At 50.7% G+C, this 1,660-nt stretch carries 1 protein-coding gene and 1 pseudogene; both read left to right on the top strand.

Annotated elements, in window-relative coordinates:
- Positions 1 to 275, top strand: a pseudogene (locus tag JZU62_RS06545) (phosphoesterase); the annotation flags it as partial.
- A 9-nt stretch (positions 276 to 284) separates the two neighbouring features.
- The coding region (locus tag JZU62_RS06540) for an ABC-F family ATP-binding cassette domain-containing protein (RefSeq protein ID WP_295013091.1) at positions 285 to 1,660 on the top strand (1,376 nt) is incomplete at its 3' end.

Here is a 1,660-nt window from a genome sequence, read left to right as displayed (position 1 = left end):
TCGGAAACGGCTTTTTAACCGAGTTTCCCGATTTTGATTTCATCGTCGATGTCGGAACACGCGGGACGATGAGTCTGCGCGGACATGATAAAGTGGATGTGGCGATGATGGCGGGAGAATGGGTCGGTGGCGGCGGACATCCCAACGCGGCAGGCGGACGGATCCAAGGATTCAAAGAGCAATTTCGTTATGATAAAGTAAAACGTCAAATGGAAGATATGCTCGCCAACAAAGAGGCGATGCCCGGCAAACTCCCTCACAAAATCGAAGAGTAATTCAACCGTATGATCCAAATCAACAACCTCACTAAAAGCTACGGGACACGTGTCCTGTTTGAAAACCTCTCCCTCAAACTAAACGCCGGAAACAAAGTCGGATTCGTAGGACGCAACGGAACGGGAAAATCGACCCTCTTTAAAATCATCCTCGATGAAGAGCCTCACGATTCGGGAGAGATCATCATCCCGAAAAATTATCGTATTGGTACACTGCGCCAACACCTCCATTTTACCCATAAAACGGTGCGCGAAGAGTGTGCATCGGTTCTCACCGGAGATATGGAACATGAGGTCTATCGTGTAGAGAAAATCCTTTTCGGTCTGGGATTCACACAGGACGATTTGGAGAAAGACCCCCTCAGTTTCTCAGGAGGGTATCAAATCCGCCTCAACCTCGTCAAACTCCTCGTCACCGAACCAAACCTCCTCTTACTTGATGAGCCGACCAACTATCTCGACATTGTCTCTCTCCGCTGGCTCGCTTCGTTCATCAGGGCGTTCGAAGGGGAAGTGATCCTCATCACCCATGATCGCGATTTCATGGACTCAGTCACAACCCATACGATGGGGTTGCGCCGCCGCTGTGTCAGTATCATCAAAGGGAACAGCCACAAATATTATGAGATGATGGCAAGTGAAGACGAGCTGTATGAGAAAACCAAAATTAATCACGATAAGAAGCGTGCCGAGTTAGAGGATTTCGTCGCCCGCAACAAAGCCCGCGCTTCCACCGCAACCCTCGCTCAATCGAAACAAAAAGAGTTGGATAAAATGGGCATCATGGAGTCACTGGAGGGGGAGAAGGATTTATCCTTTTCCTTCTCTTATCGCCCTACCCCTGCCAAAGTGATTATGCAGGTAAAAGAGCTATCCTTCGGTTACACTAGCGATGAACTGCTGTTCCAAAAGCTCTCGTTTGCGTTGGAGGCGAAAAAGTGCCTCGCCATCATCGGGAAAAACGGCAAAGGGAAATCGACCCTTCTCAACACCCTCGCGGGAGTTTTGAAACCGAACGGTGAGATCATTTCCCACCCCTCCACCGCCATCGCCCACTTCGGTCAGACCAACATCGACCGACTGGATAAAAACCGAACCATCACCGAAGAGATCCAAAGCGCCGACAATACGTTGCAAAACGTCCGTATCCGTGGAATCTGCGGAACGATGATGTTCAGCGGTGACGATGCCGACAAAAAGATCTCTATCCTCTCAGGGGGGGAGCGCAGCCGCGTTATGCTGGGGAAAATCATCGCGACCCCCGCAAACCTCCTCTTTCTCGATGAGCCGACCAACCACCTCGATATGCAATCGATCGATTCGCTCTGCAATGCGCTGAAGCGGTTCGAGGGTTCGGTCGTCATCGTCACCCACTCCGAAATGCT

Source organism: Sulfuricurvum sp. (genome assembly GCF_019163035.1).
In the GTDB taxonomy this organism is placed as follows: Bacteria; Campylobacterota; Campylobacteria; order Campylobacterales; family Sulfurimonadaceae; genus Sulfuricurvum.
Note: the sequence above shows the minus strand (reverse complement) of the source record. Positions and strands in the feature narration are given on the sequence as shown.